13 protein-coding genes are annotated in these 15,810 nt (G+C 69.3%); 8 read left to right on the top strand and 5 right to left on the bottom strand.

Annotated elements, in window-relative coordinates:
• The first annotated feature begins 43 nt into the window (after window positions 1–43).
• The 3 genes from AB0J78_RS25270 to AB0J78_RS25260 all read left to right on the top strand — a co-directional run bounded on the left by AB0J78_RS25270 (window position 44) and on the right by AB0J78_RS25260 (window position 3,848).
• A complete protein-coding gene (locus AB0J78_RS25270) occupies window positions 44–847 on the top strand; it encodes a crotonase/enoyl-CoA hydratase family protein (protein ID WP_363793072.1) in 804 nt (267 codons plus the stop codon).
• Window positions 848–964: 117 nt separating this feature from the next.
• Window positions 965–2,182, top strand: a complete 1,218-nt coding sequence (locus AB0J78_RS25265; protein ID WP_363793070.1) for a hypothetical protein — start codon at window positions 965–967, stop codon at window positions 2,180–2,182.
• Between the two features lie 10 nt (window positions 2,183–2,192).
• The gene (locus AB0J78_RS25260) at window positions 2,193–3,848 is read left to right on the top strand and encodes an acyl-CoA synthetase (RefSeq protein ID WP_363793068.1); all 1,656 of its coding nucleotides are present in this window, start codon (window positions 2,193–2,195) and stop codon (window positions 3,846–3,848) included.
• A 182-nt stretch (window positions 3,849–4,030) separates the two neighbouring features.
• On the opposite strand, the gene AB0J78_RS25255 is transcribed toward AB0J78_RS25260, so the two are convergent.
• From AB0J78_RS25255 to AB0J78_RS25240, 4 genes are all read right to left on the bottom strand, one after another.
• Window positions 4,031–5,134 carry a nitronate monooxygenase family protein gene (locus AB0J78_RS25255; RefSeq protein WP_363793066.1) on the bottom strand — a complete coding sequence of 368 codons (1,104 nt, stop codon included), beginning with the start codon at window positions 5,132–5,134 and terminating at the stop codon, window positions 4,031–4,033.
• Between the two features lie 11 nt (window positions 5,135–5,145).
• On the bottom strand, window positions 5,146–6,786 hold the full coding sequence (locus AB0J78_RS25250) for an acyl-CoA synthetase (RefSeq protein WP_363793064.1): 1,641 nt from the start codon (window positions 6,784–6,786) through the stop codon (window positions 5,146–5,148).
• A 157-nt stretch (window positions 6,787–6,943) separates the two neighbouring features.
• Window positions 6,944–8,494, bottom strand: coding sequence for an acyl-CoA synthetase (locus AB0J78_RS25245; protein WP_363793062.1), 1,551 nt, complete (start codon window positions 8,492–8,494; stop codon window positions 6,944–6,946).
• A gap of 135 nt (window positions 8,495–8,629) precedes the next feature.
• Complete coding sequence (locus tag AB0J78_RS25240; RefSeq protein WP_363793060.1) at window positions 8,630–9,667, bottom strand: LLM class F420-dependent oxidoreductase; 1,038 nt, start codon at window positions 9,665–9,667, stop codon at window positions 8,630–8,632.
• A 100-nt stretch (window positions 9,668–9,767) separates the two neighbouring features.
• On the opposite strand from AB0J78_RS25240, the gene AB0J78_RS25235 reads away from it, so the two are divergent.
• The 5 genes from AB0J78_RS25235 to AB0J78_RS25215 are packed head-to-tail and all read left to right on the top strand — an operon-like array spanning window position 9,768 to window position 14,255.
• Complete coding sequence (locus AB0J78_RS25235; RefSeq protein ID WP_363793234.1) at window positions 9,768–10,715, top strand: OB-fold domain-containing protein; 948 nt, start codon at window positions 9,768–9,770, stop codon at window positions 10,713–10,715.
• Window positions 10,716–10,725: 10 nt separating this feature from the next.
• Entirely contained in the window at window positions 10,726–11,781 is a 1,056-nt protein-coding gene (locus AB0J78_RS25230) for a thiolase domain-containing protein (RefSeq protein ID WP_363793058.1), read from the top strand.
• Window positions 11,781–12,941, top strand: coding sequence for a thiolase domain-containing protein (locus AB0J78_RS25225; RefSeq protein WP_363793056.1), 1,161 nt, complete (start codon window positions 11,781–11,783; stop codon window positions 12,939–12,941). The genes AB0J78_RS25230 and AB0J78_RS25225 overlap by 1 nt, the downstream gene beginning before the upstream one ends.
• 1 nt (window position 12,942) lies before the next feature.
• Window positions 12,943–13,812 (top strand): TIGR03619 family F420-dependent LLM class oxidoreductase, encoded by an 870-nt coding sequence (locus AB0J78_RS25220; RefSeq protein WP_363793054.1) that lies wholly within the window; start codon window positions 12,943–12,945, stop codon window positions 13,810–13,812.
• 11 nt (window positions 13,813–13,823) lie between these two features.
• On the top strand, window positions 13,824–14,255 hold the full coding sequence (locus AB0J78_RS25215; RefSeq protein WP_363793052.1) for a nuclear transport factor 2 family protein: 432 nt from the start codon (window positions 13,824–13,826) through the stop codon (window positions 14,253–14,255).
• A gap of 164 nt (window positions 14,256–14,419) precedes the next feature.
• On the opposite strand, the gene AB0J78_RS25210 is transcribed toward AB0J78_RS25215, so the two are convergent.
• Window positions 14,420–15,646 (bottom strand): cytochrome P450, encoded by a 1,227-nt coding sequence (locus AB0J78_RS25210; RefSeq protein ID WP_363793049.1) that lies wholly within the window; start codon window positions 15,644–15,646, stop codon window positions 14,420–14,422.
• Between the last annotated feature and the right edge of the window lie 164 nt (window positions 15,647–15,810).

The raw sequence follows: 15,810 nt of genomic DNA, 5'->3' as shown, positions 1-15,810 counted from the left end.
ATCACGGGCGGTTCCGGCGAGGACCGCCCCGTAAGGAGGCGGGATGACCGCGACGGAGACCGAGCAGCCGCATTGCCTCGTGGAACAGCGCGGGGGCGTGCTGGTGGTGACCATGAACCGCCCGAGCGCCAAGAACGCGCTGTCCGGCGAGATGATCAAGATCATGATCGAGGCGTGGGACCGGGTCGACCACGACCCCTCGATCCGGGCCTGCGTGCTCACCGGCGCGGGCGGCGCCTTCTGCGCCGGTGCGGACCTCAAGAGCATGAGCAACAACCACCCCGGTGATCAGCACGCGCAGGGCTCGTTCAACCCGGCCAAGATCGAAGGCCTGCTCAAGGGCCGACGGCTGACGAAACCGCTGATCGCCGCGGTGGAGGGCCCCGCCATCGCGGGCGGCACCGAGATCCTGCAGGCCACCGACATCCGCGTGGCCGGCGAGAGCGCGCGCTTCGGCGTCTCCGAACCGCGCTGGGGGCTGTTCCCGCTGGGCGGCTCGGCCGTGCGGCTGACGCGCCAGATCCCCTACACGGTGGCCGCCGACCTGCTGCTGACCGGACGCCACATCAAGGCGCCCGAGGCCAAGGAACTCGGCCTGATCGGCCACGTCGTGCCGGACGGAACGGCGTTGGACAAGGCGCTCGAACTGGGCGAGATGATCGCCGCCAACGGTCCGCTGGCCGTGCAGGCGATCCTGCGCACCATCCGGGAGACCGAGGCGATCCCCGAAGAGGAAGCCTTCGCCATCGAGGCCCAGCACGGCATCGGCGTCTTCATGAGCGAGGACGCCAAGGAGGGCCCGAAGGCCTTCGCGGAGAAGCGCAAGCCCGACTTCCAGGGCAAGTGAACCGATCACGAGGGGCGTCTCGTCCGAGGCGCCGCTCGTGATCGGTTCAGCAGCACCGGGATGACGACATCCGTCGTTGCAGAGTCAAACGTCCCCGCACTGGCGCGAGGTGCACGTATGCAGAGTCGCTACGCAACGCTGACCCGACCCCGGCTGGCCGCGCTGCTGCCGGAACTGCTGCTGGCCGGGCAGTTGATCGACCGCTCGGCCATGGCCTGGTGCATCTCGTCGTTCGGCCGCGAGGAGATGACCCGGATCGCCATCGAGGAGTGGATGGCGGCCAGCCCGATCTACACCCGCCGGATGCAGCGGGCCCTGGACTACTCCGGCGACGACGTGGTCACCATCTTCAAGGGGCTGCAGCTCGACATCGGTGCTCCGCCCCAGTTCATGGACTTCCGCTACACCGTGCACGACCCGTGGCACGGCGAGTTCCAGCTCGACCACTGCGGTGCGCTGATGGACGTCGAGCCGATGGGCGAGCGCTACGTGCGCGCGATGTGCCACGACATCGAAGACCCCACCTTCGACGCCACGGCCGTGGCCACCAACCCGAAAGCACAGGTCCGGCCGCTGCACCGGCCGCCCCGGACACCCGCCGACCGGCAACCGCACTGCGCGTGGACGGTGATCATCGACGACGCGCACCCGCCGGTCTCCCCCAGCCAGGACTGCCTGGCACTGCGGAAATCCCGAGCGGCGAACCTGGAGCTGTCCGCCATCGACCCGGCCGAGGACGGGCGCGGTGACTACACCGGGCCGCTGCTCAGCGACCTGGACTTCGCCGATTTCAGCACCTCGGCGCTGGTGCGCATGGCCGACGAGGTGTGCCTGCAGATGCACCTGCTCAACCTCGGTTTCGTCCGCGCCGTGGCGAGGCGGACCGCCGATCCGCGGGAGATCTGCACCAAGCAGCTGGTGGGCATCGCCGGGCTCGCCGCCGAACGGATCCACCGAGCCCTGGACCTGCCCGGTGGTGTCGAGGGCGCGTTGCGGGTGCTGGAGCTGCACCCGCTGCTCAACCCGGCGAACTACGTCGTGGCGTCCCCGGACTCCGAGTCGATCACCGTGCGGCCCGGCCCGGCGCACGCCGACGGCGCGTGGATCTCGTTGTGCGGTCCCGGTTCCACCGCCCCGCTGCAGGCCGTGGTGCGCGCGGTCGACCCCCGGCTGGACGTGGTGGTCGAGGGCACCGAGGACTCCTGGACGGCGCGCGTCATCTCCGGCGAAGAACCCGCCGGGGAGTTCGACGAGGTGGCCGTGACCCGGATCAGCACCGGGTCGAACTTCACCTTCCAGCCCCGAAAGTCCATTCCGATCATGCCTGTTCGGTGAGGAGCTCCAGATGACGGGAACGAGCTTCACCCTGTCCGCGGTCTTCCAGACCGTCGCCGAGGCGGTCCCGGACCAGGAGGTCCTGGTCTGGGGCGAGCAGCGGTTCAGCTACGCCGATCTCAACGCGCGCATCAACGGGGTCGCGCACTACCTGACCCGGCAGGGCTTCGGCTGCCACACCCCGCGCGAACGGCTGCCCGGGCACGAGTCCGGGCAGCACCACGTCGGCCTCTACCTGCACAACGGCAACGAGTACCTGGAGGCGCTCATCGGCGCGCTGCGCGCCCGCGCGGTGCCGTTCAACGTCAACTACCGGTACGTGGCCGAGGAACTGCTGTACCTGTTCCAGGACGCCGGCGCCGAGGCGCTGGTGTTCCACTCGGCGTTCGCGCCGCAGGTCGCCGAGATCCGGGACCGGTTACCTGGCGTGCGGCTGCTGATCCAGGTCGACGACGACAGCGGCAACCCGCTGCTGCCGGGCGCCGTGCCGTACGAGTCCATCGTGGGCACGCCGGCTCCCGATGTGCTGCCGCAGCCCTGCGGTGACGACCTGTACCTGCTCTACACCGGTGGCACCACCGGGATGCCCAAGGGCGTGATGTGGCGGCAGCACGACGCCTACGTCGGCGCGATGGGCGGCACGCCGTTCGGCAGCTCCGAGCCCTACCGCTCCTACGAGCAGATCGCCGAGACCGCCAGGCAGGGCGGCGGCGGGATGCGTCTGATCATGACCGCGCCGTTCATGCACGGTGCCGCGCAGTGGTCGACCTTCCACATGATCACCCAGGGCGGTGCGATCGTGCTGCCCACCGACGCGAGAACCCTGGACTGGCCGGACGTCCTGCGCACCGTGCAGCGGGAGCGGGTGGTCAGCGTCCCGGTCGTCGGCGATGCGATGGCCCGGCCGATGGTCACCGAGCTGGAACGCGGCGACTACGACCTCTCCGGCGTGTTCGCGGTGCAGAACGGCGGGGCTCCGCTGACGCCGACGGTGCGCGCGCGGTTGCAGGCGCAGCTGCCGAACGTGCTGTTCGTCGACACCGTCGGATCGTCGGAGACCGGCATCCAGATGAGCCAGGTCGCCGACGGGAACGGCACCGAGACGGGGGTTTTCACCCCGGACGACGACACCACGGTCCTCGACGACGACCTCACCCGCGAGCTCTCCCCCGGCGAGGGCCAGGGCTGGCTCGCCCGTCAGGGCCTCGTGCCGCTGGGCTACCTAGGCGACGCCGACAAGACCGCCCGCACGTTCCCGGTCATCGACGGCCGGCGCTTCAGCGTCCCCGGGGATCGCGCGATCCGCCTGGAGGACGGCCGGATCCAGCTGCTCGGGCGGCAGAGCATCACCATCAACTCCGGCGGGGAGAAGATCTTCGTCGAGGAGGTCGAACGCGCCATCGCCGCCCACCCGGCCATCGCCGATGTCGTCGTCACCGGACGCCCCTCGGAACGCTGGGGCAGCGAGGTCGTGGCCGTCGTGGAACTCCTGGAGGACCACGAGGCCTCGGACGAGGCCCTGCTCACCGAGGCCGCCCACCACGTGGCCCGCTACAAGCTCCCCAAAGCCATCATCCGAGTCCCCCAGATCCAACGCTCCCCCAGCGGCAAAGCCGACTACCGCTGGGCCCAACAACAAGCCACCACCGTGGCTCCCACTTCCTGACCACCCGACCAAACCCCCTATTCGAATTTCGCGCGAAATTCGAATAGGGGGTTTGGGCTCGGGTTTTCGGGTGAAGTTGGGATCAACGGCGTTTCGGGGGTCATCCGGGTGAGGGTGGACGTGCGGCGAGGCCCTCTCCGCTGGGGAGAGGGCCTCGTCTTGGTGCGTCAGCGTGGTTGGGGTCAGCGGAGTTTGTCGAGGCGGGTGAAGGTCTCCTCCACTTCGCGGAGGAGGTCGTTGAAGACGTCGGCGACCGGGCGGATCTCGTTCATGCGGCCGACGATCTGGCCGACCGGCATGGAGACCGCCTGCGGGTCGCTGGCTCGCATCATGCGCTGGTGGGCGTCGCTGACGAGGATGTTCTGCAGCGGCATCGGCAGCGGCTGCGGGGCGTCCGGGGCCGCCCACGCCTCGGTCCACTTGGTCTTGAGCAGCCGGGCGGGCTTGCCGGTGTAGATGCGGGAGCGGACGGTGTCGCTGGAGTCCGCCGCCAGCAGCGCCTCCTGGGTCACCGAGTCGCCCATGGTCATGCCGTACTCGGCCGTGGTGAGCCAGTAGGACCCCATCCACGCCCCGGAGGCACCCAGCGCGAGCGCCGCGGCGATCTGGCGTCCGGTGCCGATGCCGCCCGCGGCCAGTACCGGGGCGCGGCCGCCGATCGCGTCGACGATCTCCGGCACCAGCACCATCGTGGCGATCTCACCGGTGTGCCCGCCGGCCTCGTGGCCTTGCGCGACGACGATGTCCACCCCGTTGTCGACGTGCCGCTGGGCGTGCTCGGCCTTGCCCGCCAGCGCCGCCACCAGGACGTCGTGGGAGTGGGCCTGCTCGATGATGTCCACCGGCGGCGAACCCAGCGCGTTGGCGATCAGCGAGATCGGGTGCCGCAGCGCGACGTCGACGTGCGAGCGGGCCACCGAGTGCAGCCAGCCCAGCACGCCGCCGCGTTCCTTCTCGTCCTCGGGCAGTTCCGGGACGCCGAGCTCGTCGAGGGTCCGGTTGACGAACTCGCGGTGCTCGGGCGGGATCAGCGAGTCCAGGTCGACCTGGGTGCCCTCGGTGGGCACCTTGGCCGGCATGACGACGTCGACGCCGTAGGGCTTGCCGCCGGTGTTCTGGTCCATCCAGTCCAGGACGCGGTCGAGCTCGTCGGGGTCGTTGAACCGCACGCACCCCAGCACGCCGAGTCCACCGGCCTTGCTGACGGCGGCCGCGACGTGCTCGGACGGGGTGAACGCGACGATGGGATGTTCGATCCCGAGCGTGTCGCAAAGCGATGTGCGCATCTACGTTCCTCTCAGCGCGCGGCGGATTTCCGCGAGGGCTGGTTGACTTCCGTGGGTTCGTGGGTCTCGGTGTGCTTGCGCGCCCACGGGTAGTCGGGTTTCCCGCTGGGCGAGCGGGTGATCTGCTCGACCAGCCACAGGCTGCGCGGCACCTTGTAGCCGGCGATGACCTGGCGCGCGTGGGCGTCGAGTTCCGCCAGGCTGGGCGCGGCACCGGCGCGCGGCTGCACGAGCGCGGCGACCCGCTGGCCCATGCGCTCGTCGGGAACACCGACCACCAGAACGTCGAAGACGTCGGGGTGCGACTTCAGCGCGCTCTCGACCTCTTCGGGGAAGACCTTCTCGCCACCGGTGTTGATGGACATGTTGCCGCGACCCAGCAACGTGACCGTGCCGTCGGCCTCCAGCCGCGCGTGGTCCCCCGGGACGACGTAGCGCGTGCCGTCGACCTCGACGAACACCGAGGCGGATTTCTCCGGGTCCTTGTAGTAGCCCAGCGGCACGTGGCCGGTCTTGGCGAGCCAGCCGATCTGCCCGGTTCCCGGTTCCAGCGGTCGGTTGTCGTCGTCGATGACGATGAGCTTCCGGTCGGCGGTGACGCGGGGGCCTTCGGACTGCACGCCGTCCTTGGTGACGATGCCGATGCCGCCGAAGCCGGTCTCCGAGGAGCCGATCGCGTCGGTGATCACGACGTTGGGCAGCGCGTCGAGGTACTGGTGCTTGACCGAGGTGGAGAACAGCGCGGCCGTGGAGGAGATCGCGACCACCGAGGAGGCGTCGTAGTCGCCCTCGTTGAGCGCCTCGATCATCGGCCGCGCCATCGCGTCTCCGACGATGGCCAGCACGTTGACCTTGTTCCGCTCCACGGCCCGCCACACCTCGCGCGGATCGAACTCGGGGACGAAAACCGTGGTGGCGCAGGCGAAGAGGTTGCCGAAGGTGGCCCACTGCGCCGCGCCGTGGATGAACGGGGCGGCCGGAAGACGCACCAGGCCACCGGTTTCCGCGCCGGTTCGGGCGAGTTCCCACTCGTCCTTGACGTATTCGCCGGTCATGAAGTCGATGCCGCCGCCGAGGACGCGCCAGACGTCCTCCTGGCGCCACATGACGCCCTTGGGCATGCCGGTGGTGCCACCGGTGTAGAGCAGGTAGAGGTCGTCGGAGCTGCGCTCGGCGAAGTCGCGGTCGGCGCGCTGGGCGGCGAGCGCCGCCTCGTACTCCACGCCGCCGTAGCGGGTGTGGTCGGCGTCCGAACCGTCCTCGATCACTAGAACGTGATTCAACGCCGGAACCTGCGGAAGCACCTCGGCGACGTGGTCGCTGTAGCGCCGTTCGTGGATCAGCGCGACCATGTCCGCGTTGTCGAAGATGTACTGCAGCTCGACGGGCACGTAGCGGTAGTTCACGTTGATCGCGACCGCCCGCAGCTTGTACGCCGCGAGCATCGCCTCCAGCGCTTCGATCGAGTTCCTGGAGTACACGCCGATGTGCGCGCCCGTCCCGACACCCTTGGCGGCGAGGTGGTGCGCCAGCTGGTTGGACCGCTGCTCCAGTTCCGCGAACGTCACCTGGCGCTCGCCGCAGACCACTGCGACGCGCTCAGGGACCATGTCGACTGCGTGCTCGAAGAGATCTGCGATGTTGAGTGCCACTCGAAAAAAGTAGAACGTGTTATCGCTGATGACAAGGGGGCGGAAGTGCTACCGCGAAACGGGCGGTCCGTCATGAACGTCCCCGATGGGCAGCACGAAACCGCGTGCGGCGGAACAACCCTGCCGCCGCACGCGGTCGCACACCGATCACCGCAGGTCAGATGGCCTTCTCGCGACCTTCCCAGTACGGGTCGCGCAGCTTGCGCTTGTAGAGCTTGCCGTTGGGGTCGCGCGGCAGCTCATCGATGTAGTCGATGCTGCGCGGGACCTTGAACTTGGCCAGCCGCTCCTTCGCGTAGGCCAGCAGCTCCGCGGACAGCTCATCTCCCGCGGCAACGCCCTCCGCGGGCTGGACGACGGCCTTGACCTCCTCGCCCCAGTCGTCGTGCGGCACGCCGAACACCGCCACGTCGGCGACCTTGTCGTGCACCGACAGCGCGTTCTCGATCTCCGCCGGGTAGATGTTCACGCCACCCGAGATGATCATGTCGTTGCGCCGGTCGCACAGGTAGAGGTAGCCGTCGGCGTCGAGGTAGCCGACATCGCCCAGGGTGAACAGGTCGCCCACCCGAGCTTCCTGGGTCTTCTTCTTGTCGTTGTGGTACTCGAAGGTCGAGCCGCCCATCTGCATGTAGACGGTGCCGATCTCACCGGCCGGCAGCTGCTCGCCGTCATCGCCGAGCACGCTGACCACCGAACCCGGCCACGGCTTGCCCACCGAACCGGGCTTGCGCAGCCACTCGTCGGCCATGATCGTCGTGCCGCCGCCCTCGGTGGCCGCGTAGTACTCCACGACCACCGGACCCCACCAGTCCAGCATCGCGCGCTTGACCTCCTGAGGGCACGGAGCGGCCCCGTGGATCATGGTGCGCAGCGAGGACACGTCGTAGCGCTCGCGGGTCTCCTCCGGCAGCGCCAGCAGCCGGTGGAACTGGGTGGGAACCATGTGGCTGTGCGTGACGCGGTGCTCCTCGATCAGCCGCAGCATCTCCTCCGCGCCCCAGCGGTCCATCAGCACCGCCGTGTGCCCGAACTGGATGGAGATGCTCACGAAGTTGAGCACCGCCGTGTGGTACAGCGGCGATCCGCACAGGTGCACGTGGTCGTCGAAGGGCTTGAGCCCGAACACCCCGAAAAACCACGCGTTGGCGGCCGGGACGTCGTCCGGGTCGGCGCCGCTCAGCGGCCTGCGCACGCCCTTGGGCCGGCCGGTGGTCCCGGAGGTGTAGAGCATCGGCGAACCCGTGGTGCGCACGTCGGGCCGCTTGGCGGGCTCCTCCGCACCGAGGTTCGCCAGCGGCTGGAACCCCGGCACCTCTCCGACGGCGAAGCGCGCCGCGCTGGGCAGACCGCTGCGCGCGGCGGCGTCAGAGGCGGCGTCGGCGAATCGCTCGTGCGCGATGAACGCCTTGGCGCCGCTGTCCTCGACGATGTAGGCGACCTCGGCACCGACCAGGTGCCAGTTCACGGTCACCACGTACAAGCCGGTCTGGATCGCGGCGAAGTACGCGGCCAGCAGGTCCGCGCCGTTGGGCAGCATCAGCACGATGCTGTCGCCCGGTTCCAGTCCCATGCTCTGCAGACCGCGGCCGTACCGGTCGGCGGCGGCGGCGAGCTCGGCGTAGGTCACCGAGCCACCGTCCGGCGAGACCACGGCCGTGCGGTTCGGCTGCTGGTCGGCGATGTTCCACAGTCCTATGTCGGCCACGGCGGACTCCTGTCGACGGCGAGAGCTTTCCCCAGCCGAACAAACCTAGAACGTGTTGCAGTTATCGAGCAAGGTCGCGGACCGAACCGGCTGAGGACAATCCGGCCCGCACCACACTTCCACCGAGAACAGACTTCAGTTCCGGACCACATCGGCGACCGACCGCACGTGCTCGTCGTCGCGGCAGCCGACCAGCAGCACGTCCACGCCGGCCTTCTCCCACACCGCGATCCGGTCCCGGACGTGCTCGCGGTCGCCGATGATGGCCACGTCGTCGACCGCCTCGTCCGGCACCGCCGCCACCGCCTCCTCGCGGCGACCCGCGGCGAAGAGCCGCTCGATGTCGGAAACCGCCTCGTCGTAACCCATCCGGCGGAAAAGCTCGGCGTGGAAGTTCATCCCCGGTGCGCCCATCCCGCCGAGGTAGAGCGCCACCGACGGCTTGAGCTTGGCGCGCTCGGCCTCCGGGTCGTCGGTGACCACGACCTGGCAGGTCGCGGCGACCTCGAACTCCTCGCGAGTGCGGCGAGCACCCTCGCGGGCGAAGCCCTCGGCGAGCCACTCCTCGTACATCGCGCCGACGCGGGGCGAGTAGTAGACCGCGATCCAGCCATCGGCGATCTCGGCGGTCTGCGCGACGTTCTTCGGCCCCTCGGCGCCCAGCCAGATCGGGAGGTCCGCGCGCAGCGGGTGGGTGATCGGCTTGAGCGGTTTGCCCAGCCCCAGCGAACCGGGGCCGTCGTAGGGCAGCCGGTGGTGCGGTCCGTCGTTGCGAATGGGCGCCTCGCGCGCCAGAACCTGCCGCACGATCGAGACGTACTCCCTGGTCCGGGCCAGCGGCTTGGCGAAGGGCTGGCCGTACCACCCCTCCACCACCTGCGGCCCCGAAACGCCCAGACCGAGGATCGCGCGACCGCCGGAGAGGTGGTCGAGGGTCAGCGCGTGCATCGCGCAGGAGGCCGGCGAGCGCGCCGACATCTGGGCGACCGACGTGCCCAGCCGGACCTCGCGCGTGTCCGAGCCCCACCAGGCCAGCGGCGTGAAGGCGTCCGAACCCCACGACTCGGCGGCGAAGACGGCGTCGAATCCGACCCGATCGGCTTCGAGAACGAGTTCTTGGGCGTTCTGCGGTGGAGCGGCACCCCAGTACCCGAGCTGCAGTCCTACTTTCACTTGTGAACCTCCCTTTCCCGGCCGCCCGCGGACCCTGCCCATACTGCACCGGATATTGCCGGGATGGCGAGAACATGTTTCACTTCGGGTTGTGACTGGGATCTCCGAACCGCTCAGCGCCCCGCTCAACATCGGCTTCGACTACACCCGTTCGCTCGGGACCGTGCACGGCCGATTCGCCACGTCGCTGCGCGATGGCGGCATTGTCGGCGTGCGCGGCAGCGACGGCAGGGTGCACGTGCCACCCATCGAACACGACCCGGACACCGCCGCCCCGCTGGACGACTTCGTCGAAGTCGGCAGCCAGGGCACGGTGGTGAGCTGGACCTGGATGCCCGAACCGCTGCCCGGCCAGCCGCTGGAGCGCGCGTTCGCCTGGGCGCTGGTGCGCCTCGACGGCGCGGACACCCCGCTGCTGCACGCCGTGGACGTGCCCGGCCCCGAGGCGATCTCGACCGGGATGCGCGTGCAGGTCCGCTGGGCGGCCGAGCGCGGCAACGGGATTCGCGACATCGCCTGCTTCGAGCCCGCGGGCACCACCGAGCAGCCGGAACCGGTCGGCGGTGATCCGGTGACGATGATGACCTCGCCGGTGAACCTCGACTACATGCACTCCGCCTCGCCCGAGGAGAGCCGCTACCTGGAAGGGCTCGTCGAGGGACGGCTGCTGGGCCAGCGCTGCCCCGCCTGCGCGAAGGTCTACATCCCGCCGCGCGGCGCCTGCCCCACCGACGGCGTGCCCACGGTCGAGGAGGTGGAGCTGCCCGACACCGGGATCGTGACGACGTTCTGCATCGTCAACGTCCCCTTCCTGGGCCAGCGCATCAAACCCCCGTACGTCGGCGCCTACATCCTGCTGGACGGCGCCGACATCGCCTTCCTGCACCTGGTGCTGGGCTGCGAGGCCGATCAGGTGCGGATGGGCATGCGGGTCAAGGCGTCGTGGAAGCCCCGCGACCAGTGGGCCCACACGCTGGAGAACATCGACCACTTCGAACCGACCGGGGAACCGGACGCGGCGTTCGAAACCTACGCCCACCACCTGTGAAGGAGCTGGAATGACTGACGTCGCCGTCGTCGGCTTCGCACAGGCACCGAACGTGCGCGCCACCAACGGCACCACGAACGGTGTCGAGATGCTGGTCCCCATCTTCCAGGAGATCTTCGCCCAGACCGGTCTGTCGAAGTTTGACATCGGTTTCTGGTGCTCGGGATCGTCGGACTACCTCGCCGGACGAGCCTTCTCGTTCATCGCCGCGATCGACGCGATCGGCGCGGTCCCGCCGATCAACGAGTCGCACGTCGAGATGGACGCCGCCTGGGCGCTGTTCGAGGCGTGGGTGAAGATCCAGACCGGCGAGGTGGACACCGCGCTGGTCTACGGCTTCGGCAAGTCCTCGTCCGGGAACCTGCGCCGCACGCTGGCCCTGCAGCTCGACCCCTACTCGGTCGCGCCGCTGTGGCCAGACTCGGTGAGCGTCGCCGGTCTGCAGGCCCGGATGGGCCTCGACGCCGGGGACTACACCGAGCAGGACATGGCCGAGGTCGCGGCGCGAAACCGCGCTTCCGCCAAGGGGAACCCGAGCGCGCAGATCTCCGGGGCGTTCGACCCGCAGGAGCTGCTGAGCGAGCCCTACCTCGCCGATCCGCTGCGCGCGCACGACTGCGCGCCGATCACCGACGGCGCGTCGGTGATCGTGCTGGCCTCCGCCGAGCGCGCCAGGGAGATCCGCGAGCGACCCGCTTACATCGGCGGGATCCAGCACCGCATCGAGTCCGGCAGCCTCGGCGCCCGCGACCTGCGGCGTTCGGTGTCCACCGAGGCCGCGGGCACCGCGCTGGGCACCGACGGCGTCGAGATCGCAGAGCTGCACGCGCCCTTCACCCACCAGGAGATCGTGCTGCGCAAGGCGCTCGGGCTGGGCGAGTCGGTCGCGGTCAACCCCTCGGGCGGGGCGCTGTGCGGGAACCCGATGTTCGCGGCCGGGCTGTCGCGCATCGGTGAAGCGGCCACGCAGGTCTTCGAGGGCAGGGCCGGAAAGGTGCTGGCGCACGCCACCAGCGGCCCCGCGCTGCAGCAGAACCTGGTGTGCGTGATGGAGGGACGAGGCTGATGGGCAAGCAGTTGGCGGCCGTGCTGGGGACCGGCCAGACCCACCACACCAGCAAGCGGCTGGACGTCTCGATGGCCGGGATGTGCCGCGAGGCGGTGGACCGCGCGATGGCCGACGCGGGAGTGGACTGGACGGACATCGACGCGGTGGTGGTCGGCAAGGCACCCGACCTGTTCGAGGGCGTGATGATGCCCGAGCTGCACCTGGCCGACGCGCTGGGCGCGACCGGGAAACCGATGCTGCGGGTGCACACCGCGGGATCGGTGGGCGGCTCCACCGGCAACGTGGCGGCGAGCCTGGTGCAGGGCGGCGTGCACAAGCGCGTGCTGGCGGTGGCGTTCGAGAAGCAGTCCGAGTCCAACGCGATGTGGGCGCTGTCGATCGTCCCGCCGTTCAACATGCCGGTGGGCGCGGGCGCGGGCGGGTACTTCGCGCCGCACGTGCGCTCCTACATCCGCCGCTCCGGGGCGCCGACCCACACCGGGGCGATGGTGGCGGCCAAGGACCGGCGCAACGGTGCCCGGAACCCGTACGCGCACTTGAAGCAGCCTGACATCACGGTGGATTCGGTGATGTCCTCGCAGATGCTGTGGGACCCGATCCGCTACGACGAGACCTGCCCGTCCTCCGACGGGGCGTGCGCGGTGGTCATCGGCGACGAGGCCAGCGCGAACGGCCGCAAAGCGGCGTGGATACACGCCACCGCGATGCGCACCGAGCCGACCACCTACGCCGGCCGCGACCAGGTCAACCCGCAGGCGGGCAGGGACGCGGCGGCGGCGCTGTGGAAGCAGGCCGGCATCACCGACCCGCTGTCCGAAGTGGACGCCGCCGAGATCTACGTGCCGTTCTCCTGGTTCGAGCCGATGTGGCTGGAGAACCTCGGTTTCGCCGCCGAGGGCCAGGGGTGGAAGCTCACCGAGGCCGGGGAGACCGCGATCGGCGGACGGCTGCCGGTCAACCCCTCCGGTGGCGTGCTCTCGTCGAACCCGATCGGCGCCTCCGGGCTGCTGCGCTTCGCCGAGGCCGCGCGGCAGGTCACCGGTGATTCCGGGGAGAACCAGGTCGACGGCGCCCGGGTCGCGCTGGGCCACGCCTACGGCGGCGGCTCGCAGTACTTCTCCATGTGGGTCGTCGGATCGAACAAGCCGGGAGCCTGAAGTGAAGTTCACGATGTCGGTGGCGATGACGCCGCTGGACCAGCTGACCGAGCTCGCGCGCACCGCCGAGGAGTGCGGGTTCACCTCGATCGCGCTGCCGGACTCGCTGTTCTACTCCGAGCAGGTCTCCGCCGAGTACCCCTACACGCCCGACGGGTCCCGGATGTGGGACGCCGAGACGCCGTGGGTGGATCCGCTGATCGCCACCGCGGCGATGGGCGCGGTGACCTCGCGACTGCGGTTCTACACCTCGGTGCTCAAGCTCGGTCCGCGCAATCCCGTGCTGCTGGCCCGGCAGCTGGCCTCGGTCGCGTCGATGACCGGTGACCGATTCGGCCTCGGGCTCGGCCTGGGCTGGGCGCCGGAGGAGTTCGAGTGGTGCGGGGCGCCGTACGCCAAGCGCGGAGCGCGGGTCGACGAGATGATCGAGATCATCCGGCTGATCCTCGGCGGCGGAATGGTCGAGTACCACGGGAAGTTCTTCGACTTCGACAAGCTGCAGATCTCCCCCGCCCCGTCCGAGCCGATGTCGATCTACGTCGGCGGGCACACCGAGCCTGCCCTCAAGCGCGCCGCGCGGGTGGGCGACGGCTGGGCCTCGGCGATGATGAAGCTGTCCGAGCTGCGCGAGACCATCGACAAGCTCGGCGAGTTGCGCGCCTCCTACGACCGGGCCGACGCGCCCTTCGAGGTCCAGGCGGTGTGCATCGACCGGTTCGGCGTCGACGGCTACCGCGAGCAGGCCGAGGTGGGCGTCACCGATGCGATCGTGGTGCCGTGGATCTTCGACGGGCACGGCTTCGATGCCCCGCTGGAGGCCAAGAAGGACTCCATCCGCAAGTTCGCCGCCGAAGTCATCGAGAACGTCTGAGGAGCCCGGAGATGAGCGGAGTGCACTGGAAGGCGACCCGCGAGGCCCATCCCGCCCGCGACGCCGCCCTGGCGTCGATGGAGGCGGTGGCGCGGGGCGCCAAGGACGAATGGCTGGCGCTGTTCGCCTCCGACGCGGTGGTGGAGGACCCGGTGGGACCGTCGGTGTTCGACCCCGACGGGAAGGGGCATCACGGGCGCGAGGGGATCTCGGCGTTCTGGGAGACCGCGATCGCCCAGGCCGAGCGCATCGAGTTCCACATCGAGGACTCCTTCGCCTGCGGCAACGAGGTCGCCAACACCGGCAAGATCACCACCCACCTGCCCGACGGCTCGGCGATGGACGCCGAAGGCGTCTTCTCCTACCGCGTCGACGACGAGGGCCGCATCCAGGCGCTCAGGGCGTTCTGGGAGTTCGACCGCGCGGTGGCCACGCTGCACTAGCACCCACGCGATGACGGCGCCGTTCCCCGCGGGGAACGGCGCCGTCATCGTGCGCGGGGGGTCTCTTGGTCCGAACCGTCCGTGATCGATGTCTGAGTCGTCCGGTCAGTTCGGACCAGAACCGCCCGGTGGCGCCCCCGAGACCTCCCGGAAGCGCCATCGGATCACCGGTACTGGACCCGGTACTCCTTGATGCCGTTGAGCCAGCCGGAGCGGAGCCGGCGGGGCTCTTCGAGCTGCCGGATGTCGGGCATGTGGTCGGCGATGGCGTTGAAGATCAGGTCCATCTCCAGCCGCGCCAGGCTCGCGCCCAGGCAGTAGTGCGCACCCGTGCCGCCGAAGCCGACGTGCGGGTTGGGATCGCGGGTGATGTCGAACTTCTCGGGCTGGTCGAAGACCTCGGGGTCGAAGTTGGCCGAGCTGTAGAACATCCCGATCCGCTCGCCCTTCTTGATCTGCACGCCCGACAGCTCGGTGTCGGCCATCGCGGTGCGCTGGAAGGACACCACCGGGGTGGCCCAGCGGACGATCTCGTCGGCGGTGGTCTCCGGGCGCTCGCGCTTGTACAGCTCCCACTGGTCCGGGTTCTGCATGAAGGCGTGCATGCCGTGGCTGATCGCGTTGCGCGTGGTCTCGTTGCCCGCCACCGCCAGCAGGATCGTGAAGAAGCCGAACTCGTCGTCGCTGAGCGCGCTGCCGTCGACGTCGGCTTCCACCAGCTTGGTGACGATGTCATCCATCGGGCACTTGCGCTTCTGGTCGGCCACGCCCATGAAGTAGCCGAGCATCTCCGCCGCGGCGGTCTCCGGGTCGATGTCGTACTCGGGGTCGTCGTAGGCGACCATCTGGTTGGACCAGTCGAAGATGTCCTTGCGGTGGTCCTGCGGCACGCCCAGCAGCTCCGCGATGGCCTGCAGCGGCAGTTCGCAGGCGATGTCGGTGACGAAGTCACCCGTGCCGGACTCCAGGGCGCCGGAGGCGATCGCCTCCGCCCGCTGGTGCAGCACCTCCTTGAGGCTGTTCACCGCGCGCGGCGTGAAGCCGCGCGCCACCAGGCGCCGCACCTTGGTGTGCTCCGGCGGGTCGATGTTGAGCATGACGAACCGCTGCATCTCGATCTGCTCGCGGCTCATCTCCTCGTTGAACCGGATGATCGCGGTGTTCTCGTACGTCGAGAACACGTCGCTGCGCCGGGAGATCTCCTTGACGTCAGCGTGCCGGGTGACGACCCAGTACCCCTCGTCGTCGAATCCCGATTTCCGGAACGGTTGCTTGTTCCACCAGATGGGCGCGGTACGCCGGAGCTCCGCGAATTCCTCCAGCGGCACCCGCTCGGAGTAGAGGTCGGGGTCGGTGAAGTCGAAGCCCTCCGGAAGGCTCGGTGCTACCACGGCTACCTCCTGCGCTGCACGAACTGAAACGAGTTCTATGTGAAGCGAACCACAAGATGCGGGTTCGGTAAACCCCTTTCACCGCACATGAATCCTACAACCAAAGGGAAAGATCGTTTGGCGTGCGACAGCGCCATGGCGCATGGAGATAACATGTTCTAGAT

Origin of the sequence: Saccharopolyspora sp. NPDC049426 (assembly GCF_040676935.1) — a bacterium.
Taxonomy (GTDB): domain Bacteria; phylum Actinomycetota; class Actinomycetes; order Mycobacteriales; family Pseudonocardiaceae; genus Saccharopolyspora.
This window is presented reverse-complemented; position numbering and strand designations above follow the sequence as displayed.

Bases quoted from the DNA above. Each gene is read 5' to 3' on its own strand.
- AB0J78_RS25270 (WP_363793072.1), top strand. From the start codon at position 44: ATGACCGCGACGGAGACCGAGCAGCCGCATTGCCTCGTGGAACAGCGC.
- AB0J78_RS25265 (WP_363793070.1), top strand. From the start codon at position 965: ATGCAGAGTCGCTACGCAACGCTGACCCGACCCCGGCTGGCCGCGCTG.
- AB0J78_RS25260 (WP_363793068.1), top strand. From the start codon at position 2,193: ATGACGGGAACGAGCTTCACCCTGTCCGCGGTCTTCCAGACCGTCGCC.
- AB0J78_RS25255 (WP_363793066.1), bottom strand. From the start codon at position 5,134: ATGCGCACATCGCTTTGCGACACGCTCGGGATCGAACATCCCATCGTC.
- AB0J78_RS25230 (WP_363793058.1), top strand. From the start codon at position 10,726: ATGACTGACGTCGCCGTCGTCGGCTTCGCACAGGCACCGAACGTGCGC.
- AB0J78_RS25225 (WP_363793056.1), top strand. From the start codon at position 11,781: ATGGGCAAGCAGTTGGCGGCCGTGCTGGGGACCGGCCAGACCCACCAC.
- AB0J78_RS25215 (WP_363793052.1), top strand. From the start codon at position 13,824: ATGAGCGGAGTGCACTGGAAGGCGACCCGCGAGGCCCATCCCGCCCGC.